Raw genomic sequence first — 6,313 nt, 5'->3', positions numbered from 1 at the left:
GAGTGAGATAGAGACGGGGCGGGGCGCTGCGCGGGCGAAGCCCGGTGCGCCCCCGATCGCTACGCGCTCCTGCCCGACGGCGTCTGCCAGCCTCTTGGGCCGGTCATAAGCCGCCACAGATCGCTACGCGCTTCTCGAAGACGGCGTCTGCGAGCCCCTTGGGCTGGGCATAAGCCGCCCACATGCGCTACGCGCTCCTGCCGGGAGGCGTGTGCGAGCCCCTTGGGCCGGTCACAAGCCGCCACAGATCGCTACGCGCTTCGCGATCACGCGACTGCGAGCCTCTGTGGTCGGTCATAGGCCGCCATCGATCGCTACGCGCTGTTCCGAGACGGCGTCCGCACCCAGTTGGTGGCTGGTCGGGGCGGATGAGAGGCCCGAAAGGCCGGTCCATCGCCTCAGCCGAACTCAATCCCTGTCAGGGCCACCGTGAGATCTCATCCCCGCACACAACCAGGGACATTTGGGGCATATTGAAGCCTCTTTGAGGCGCCCGCCCTCCCTGACCCGGATCGACTTCGCCTCAGCCGTCATCTGGCGTCTTTCCTCCCCGCGACAGCCCTCGGGCGCCGTCCACGGGAAGGCGATTCCGGTCTCTGCGGCCTATGACCGGCCCCAGACGGTCTGCGGACGCGTGATCGAGAAGCGCGTAGCGATCGATGGCGGCCTATGACCAGCCACAGGGACTCGCAGACGCGTGATTGCGAAGCGCGTAGCGATTGATGGCGGCTTATGACCAGCCACAGGGACTCGCAGACGCCGTCTCGGAGGAGCGCGTAGCGATCTGGGGCGCACCGGGCTTCGCCCGCGCCTTCCGACCGCCCCGTCTGTGTCTTTCTGCTCCCGGCCCGTTCCTTTGGGGGCTTCCCGGCAGTCTTTCGGATTTCCGGGGCGGGACGGCCTGTCAGGGGTGGAGCGCAGCGACATCGCGAAGCGACGCGAGGAACGAGCGCCCTTGAACAGGCCGGCACGACACGGAGAGACGATGGGACTGACGGGAAACCCCCATACGCGTCACTGACCAAGGCCCGACCGGCTCCCGCCCCCACACCGCCCCCGCGCTTCCCACTCCCGCCCCGCGACACCACCGGCCACACACCGCCAGCCACACACCCCCGCCGCGCCTTCCGACCCCCCGTCCCGCCGTCCTGTCCCGCCCCACTCCCACCCCGTTGTCGGTGGGGCGGCGTAGCGTTCGGGGGGTGAAGGCGTTGAGGATCATTGCCGGGGACGCTACGAGTCCGCAGGCCAAGGGGCCGAAGGTCATCGCCCATGTCTGCAACGACATCGGCGGGTGGGGGAAGGGCTTCGTGCTGGCCGTTTCGAAGCGGTGGGGGGAGCCGGAGGCTGCGTACCGGGCCTGGCACCGGGGGCGCAGCGGGAACGACTTCGGGTTGGGCGCCGTGCAGCTGGTGCGGGTGAAGCCCGACGTGTGGGTGGCGAACATGGTCGGACAGCGCGGCATACGCACCGGGAGCGGGGGACCGCCCATCCGGTACGACGCCCTGGAGCGCTGTCTGGCCGCGCTCGCCGGGCATGCCGTCGAGCTGGGGGCGAGCGTGCACATGCCGAGGATCGGCTGCGGGCTCGCGGGCGGCTCCTGGGCGCGGGTCGAGCCGTTGATCACCGGTGCGCTGTGCGAGCGCGGCGTGGAGGTGACCGTTTACGACCGGGGGTGAGCCGCCGCCTGCCCGCCCCGGCGCAGGCCGGACGGGCAGGGCGGGCGGGGCGGGCCGGCCGGCTCAGTGACCGGGGAGGCGTTCCAGGATCACCAGGGGGATCTCGCGGGGGCGGGCGGTCGCCTGGTCGTCCTCGAAGGACGGCCACAGGGCGGTCATCATCTCCCAGTACACCTCCCGTTCCGTCGCGGTCGCCGTGTGCGCCGTCGCCTCGACGGTTGCGGCGCCGACCTGGAGGCGGACCTGCGGGTGGGCGGTGAGGTTGCGGTACCAGCGGGGGTGGTCCGGGGCGCCGTCGGCGGAGGCCACGACGAGGAACCGGCCCGCGTCCTCGCCGTAGATCAGCGGAGTGCGTACCGTGTTGCCGGTGGTGCGGTCGAGCGTGGTGAGCAGCAGCGTGGGGACTCCGTGCCAGAGGTGCCCGTCGGCGCCGGCGGTGCTCACGTAGGCGCGGACGTGGTCGAGCCGTGGGCCGGGTCGCGGGTCCGTGGGGTGGTCCCAGTCGACTTCGAGTGTGTGCATTTACGTGTCCTTAGGGTTGTGGCCCCCTGGCGGCTAACGAGCATTAACGATTCTGGATGCGTACGACCCGTAGCGCACGTCTATAGGTCTGAACCAAGCTCTTCGTATGGATCTGGAGCTGAGGCATCTCAAGATCGTCAGGGCCGTCGCCGACGCCGGGAGCCTGACCCGGGCCGCCACCGCGCTCGGACTGGCGCAGCCCGCGCTCAGTGCGCAGCTGAAGCGGGTCGAGCGGGCGCTGGGCGGCACGCTGTTCGTGCGCGGGCGGGAGGGTGTACGGGCCACCGCGCTCGGGGAACTGGTGCTGGAACGGGCGAGAGTGCTGCTGCCCGCGGTGTGCGAGCTCCAGGAGGAGGCCCAGCGGTTCGCCCGGCAGGGGGCGCACGGCTACCGGCTGGGCGGAACGCACGGTCCGCTGCTCGGCGGGCTCGTGGACCGGCTCGCCCGCGAGGAGCCGGGAGTGCCGGTGACGACCTACACGTCCTGGTCGGAGAAGGAGGTCGCCGGGAGTGTCGCCGACGGCCGCCTGGACTTCGCGCTGGTCGGCGTCTGCGGGGAGAGCGCGCCGCCCGAACCGGGGCGGCTCGCCTGGATGGAGGTGGCCCGGGACCCGGTGCACGTGATGCTCGCCGAGGACCACCCGCTGGCGCTGGCCCGGGCCCCGCGCGAGGAGATCGAGCTGGCCGAGCTGGCCGCCGAGGCGTGGACGGACGTCCCCGGCGACGGGTGTTTCGGCGACTGCTTCGCCGCGGCGTGCGTGCGGGCGGGGTTCGCGCCCGCCTGTGTCTACGAGACCGACACCGCGTCCTGCGTGCACCTGGTGCAGGTGGGGCGGGCCGTGGGGCTGTGCCGGGCCACCTTCCCGGCGACCCCGGGGCTGGTCACCCGGCCGCTCGCCGGGACCCCGCTGGTGTGGCGGCACGTGCTGGGGTGGCATCCCGCCGCGCGGGTCGCTGCGCGGGCGGCGGGGGTGCTGAGCCATGCGAGGGCCGCGCATGAGGAGGCGCTGGGGAGGTCGGCCTCGGCGGCCGGAGAGGGGGCCCTGCGGGCGGCGGCGGTGCGGTCGCCTGCGGCTCAGCTGCGCTGCGGCTGAAAGATCGGGGCTCCGCCCCGGACCCCGCGCCTCAAACGCCGGCGGGGCTGGGATGGTGCGGCGGGGCTGATGGGTGCGGCGGGGCGTGGGCGTGCCCCCGGCGGGGCCGGGGGCGGGGTGCAGCCTTCGGGCTGACCGCCGTGGTTACGGCAGGTAGCGCTCGATGACCTGCGGGCCCTCCTTCTCGATCAGCTTGCGGGCCTTCTCGACCCGCTCCGGAGTCGGGTCGTGGCCTGTCGCCATCACGAGGTCCTCGGGGTCGTACGGTCGTTCCCCGCCCGTGAAGAGCCGGTCCGACCGCGTGGGCTGCTCGTCGGGTTCACTGACCATCGCGTACCTCCTACGTCGTCCCCTCGCCCCATACTCCGGCCCCCGCCCCATGAACGCATGTCGGCCGCCGCGCGGTCGCGGGCATAACACCGGGGGAGGGGCCAACCGGCAGCTCCCGCGCGCTGGTTCGGATTTCTACGGTTTCCGCAGACCCCCACCGGAAACCGAGGAGATCCCCCATGCTCAAGCGACACGCCCGCGCGGCGTGTACCGCCCTGGCCGCCGCCGGGCTGCTGCTGGCCGGGACGGCAGGCGCCGTCGCCGACCCCGTTCCCGCCCCCGCGGTGCCCTCGGCGGCAGCCACCCTCCGCACCTCCGACGCGTCCCCCGAGCTGCTCGCCGCCATGCAGCGCGACCTCGGCCTGACCCCCACGCAGGCCAAGGCCCGTCTCGCGCACGAGGCCGAGGCCGGTGCCGCTGCCGCCCGCCTCCGGGACCGGCTCGGCGCCGCCTTCGCCGGGGCCTGGGTGGACGGGGCCGACGCCGCCGTGCTCACCGTGGCGACCACCCGGGCCGCCGACACCGCCGCGATACGGGCCACCGGCGCCCGCGCGAAGCTGGTCACCCGTACCCTGGCCGACCTCGACGGTGCCAAGGCCGCGCTGGACCGGGCCGCCGGCCCCGCGACCCCCGTCCGCTACGTCGACCCGCGCTCCAACACCCTCGTCGTCGAGGAGACCGAGGCGGGTGCGGCCGCCCGGCTGCTCGCCGCCACCGGCACCGACGCGGCGCTGGTCACGGTGGTCCGTACGGCGGAGGCCCCGCGTCCGCTCTACGACCTGCGCGGCGGCGACGCGTACTACATGAACGGCAGCGGCCGCTGCTCGGTCGGTTTCCCCGTGACCAAGGGGACTGTGAACGGCTTCGCCACCGCCGGGCACTGCGGCCGCGCCGGGACCACCACCACCGGGTTCAACCGGGTCGCCCAGGGCTCCTTCCAGGCGTCCGTCTTCCCCGGGAACGACATGGCCTGGGTCGCCGCGAACACCAGCTGGACCTCGACCCCGTACGTGAAGGGCGGCGGGGGCGCGAACGTGCAGGTCGCCGGCTCGGTGCTGCAGCCGGTCGGGGCCTCGGTGTGCCGGTCCGGCTCGACCACCGGATGGCACTGCGGCACGATCCAGCAGCACAACACCAGCGTCACCTACCCCGAGGGCACCATCTCCGGCGTGACCCGTACGACGGTCTGCGCCGAACCGGGCGACTCCGGCGGCTCCTACATCTCCGGGAGCCAGGCCCAGGGCGTGACCTCGGGTGGCTCCGGCAACTGCTCCAGCGGCGGGACCACCTTCTTCCAGCCGCTGAACCCGATCCTGTCGGCGTACGGGCTGACGCTGAAGGTCACGGGATCCGACCCGGGGCCCGGCCCCGGTCCCGGTGAGCCGGAGCCGGGCGGCACCTGGAAGGCCGGGACCGTCTACGCGGCCGGGGCCACCGTCACGTACGGCGGGTCGACCTACCGCTGTATCCAGGGGCACCAGGCGCAGACCGGCTGGGAGCCGCCGAACGTCCCGGCGCTCTGGCAGCGGGTCTGATCCGTCACGCGAACGCGACCGGTGCCGTGACTGCCAAGGGGGGAGTCACGGCACCTTCCGCGTCCGCCGCGATGCGAACGCCGCGATGTGTCCGCCGCGATGTGTCCGCCGCGATGCGTTCGCCGCGATGCGTCAGACGAGGACCGCGGCCAGGGTGCCTAGCGCACCGAAGACGGCCAGCAGGCCGCAGATCACGAGGTTCACCGTGCGGTGCTCCCAGAAGACCGCGACGAACTCCCGGATGGTGGCGCTCGGCCAGTAGTACTTCGCGGTGGGGGAGCCCACCACCTGCCCGTTGACGCCGGTCTTGCGCGCCAGCATCGCGGCCCGGAAGGCGTGGAAGTTGTTGGTGACCACCACGCACCGGTAGGCCGGATCGTGCGCCTCCATGATCTCCCGGCTGAAGCGCATGTTCTCCTCGGTGGTCGTGGACCGGTCCTCCAGCACGATGTGCTCCGCCGGGACGCCCTCCGCGATCAGCCAGTCCGCCATCGCGCGGGCCTCCGCGACCTTCTCGTCCGAGCCCTTGCCGCCCGAGACGAGCAGCACCGGCGGCCGGCCGCTGCGGGCCAGCTGGCCCTCGTAGATCTGCTGCCCCTTGCGCAGGCGGGACGCCAGCAGCGGCGGCACGCGGTCCCCGCCGATCAGGCCCGAGCCCAGCATGACCACGTGGTGGACGTCGCCGCGCACCTTGATGCGGCCGTAGAGGAAGGCGTAGCCGAGGAAGCAGAAGAAGACGAAGGAGATGTAGCCGGCGACGACGGTGAGGGTGCCGGCGATGCCGCCCAGGACGGGGGAGCCGACCAGGGCGACCAGGATCAGCAGGGCGATCAGGGCGAAGATCGAGAGGCCCGCCAGCATCGACAGCAGGTTGGCCGGGCGGAAGCCCTCCCTGCGGATCATGGTCATGCCGTTGCGGACGAGGAAGACGCCCAGTGCCAGGATGGCGAACGCGGGTGAGGCGAAGGCGAGTACGGCGACCGTGACCGCGGCCCAGAAGGGCAGCTTGGCCACTTGGAGGAAGAGGGCCGAGAAGGCGGTGAGGAAGGTCAGTCCCAGGAGCACGGCATTGCTGAAGCGGCGCCGGTCCTGCCGGACGCTTATGCAGAACGCGAGGAAGAGCAGGGCGGCGAGGGCGAAGGCGACCATGGCGC

The 6,313-nt window shown here is 72.6% G+C and carries 6 protein-coding genes; 3 read left to right on the top strand and 3 right to left on the bottom strand.

From position 1 onward, the window contains the following. Positions 1-1,202 precede the first annotated feature (1,202 nt). Positions 1,203-1,679 (top strand): macro domain-containing protein, encoded by a 477-nt coding sequence (locus AAT21_RS24165; protein WP_046779094.1) that lies wholly within the window; start codon positions 1,203-1,205, stop codon positions 1,677-1,679. A gap of 63 nt (positions 1,680-1,742) precedes the next feature. On the opposite strand, the gene AAT21_RS24160 is transcribed toward AAT21_RS24165, so the two are convergent. Beyond that, entirely contained in the window at positions 1,743-2,201 is a 459-nt protein-coding gene (locus tag AAT21_RS24160; RefSeq protein ID WP_046779093.1) for a nitroreductase/quinone reductase family protein, read from the bottom strand. Positions 2,202-2,307: 106 nt separating this feature from the next. On the opposite strand from AAT21_RS24160, the gene AAT21_RS24155 reads away from it, so the two are divergent. Continuing rightward, positions 2,308-3,294 carry a LysR family transcriptional regulator gene (locus AAT21_RS24155; protein ID WP_046779092.1) on the top strand — a complete coding sequence of 329 codons (987 nt, stop codon included), beginning with the start codon at positions 2,308-2,310 and terminating at the stop codon, positions 3,292-3,294. Between the two features lie 144 nt (positions 3,295-3,438). On the opposite strand, the gene AAT21_RS24150 is transcribed toward AAT21_RS24155, so the two are convergent. After that, positions 3,439-3,624, bottom strand: a complete 186-nt coding sequence (locus AAT21_RS24150; RefSeq protein WP_030034983.1) for a hypothetical protein — start codon at positions 3,622-3,624, stop codon at positions 3,439-3,441. Positions 3,625-3,803: 179 nt separating this feature from the next. Between AAT21_RS24150 and AAT21_RS24145 the strand changes: the two genes are divergently transcribed. Beyond that, a complete protein-coding gene (locus tag AAT21_RS24145; RefSeq protein WP_046779091.1) occupies positions 3,804-5,159 on the top strand; it encodes a carbohydrate-binding protein in 1,356 nt (451 codons plus the stop codon). A 132-nt stretch (positions 5,160-5,291) separates the two neighbouring features. On the opposite strand, the gene AAT21_RS24140 is transcribed toward AAT21_RS24145, so the two are convergent. Next, entirely contained in the window at positions 5,292-6,308 is a 1,017-nt protein-coding gene (locus AAT21_RS24140) for a YdcF family protein (protein WP_046779090.1), read from the bottom strand. Positions 6,309-6,313 lie beyond the last annotated feature (5 nt).

It is taken from the genome of Streptomyces yangpuensis, from assembly GCF_001005295.1.
In the GTDB taxonomy this organism is placed as follows: Bacteria; Actinomycetota; Actinomycetes; order Streptomycetales; family Streptomycetaceae; genus Streptomyces; species Streptomyces yangpuensis.
The sequence above is the reverse complement of the archived record's forward strand: the minus strand, read 5'-3'. Positions and strand labels throughout refer to the sequence as shown.

Excerpts from the sequence above, each read along its gene's own strand:
- AAT21_RS24155 (WP_046779092.1), top strand. The coding sequence starts at position 2,308 with ATGGATCTGGAGCTGAGGCATCTCAAGATCGTCAGGGCCGTCGCCGAC.
- AAT21_RS24140 (WP_046779090.1), bottom strand. The coding sequence starts at position 6,308 with ATGGTCGCCTTCGCCCTCGCCGCCCTGCTCTTCCTCGCGTTCTGCATA.
- AAT21_RS24150 (WP_030034983.1), bottom strand. The coding sequence starts at position 3,624 with ATGGTCAGTGAACCCGACGAGCAGCCCACGCGGTCGGACCGGCTCTTC.
- AAT21_RS24160 (WP_046779093.1), bottom strand. The coding sequence starts at position 2,201 with ATGCACACACTCGAAGTCGACTGGGACCACCCCACGGACCCGCGACCC.
- AAT21_RS24145 (WP_046779091.1), top strand. The coding sequence starts at position 3,804 with ATGCTCAAGCGACACGCCCGCGCGGCGTGTACCGCCCTGGCCGCCGCC.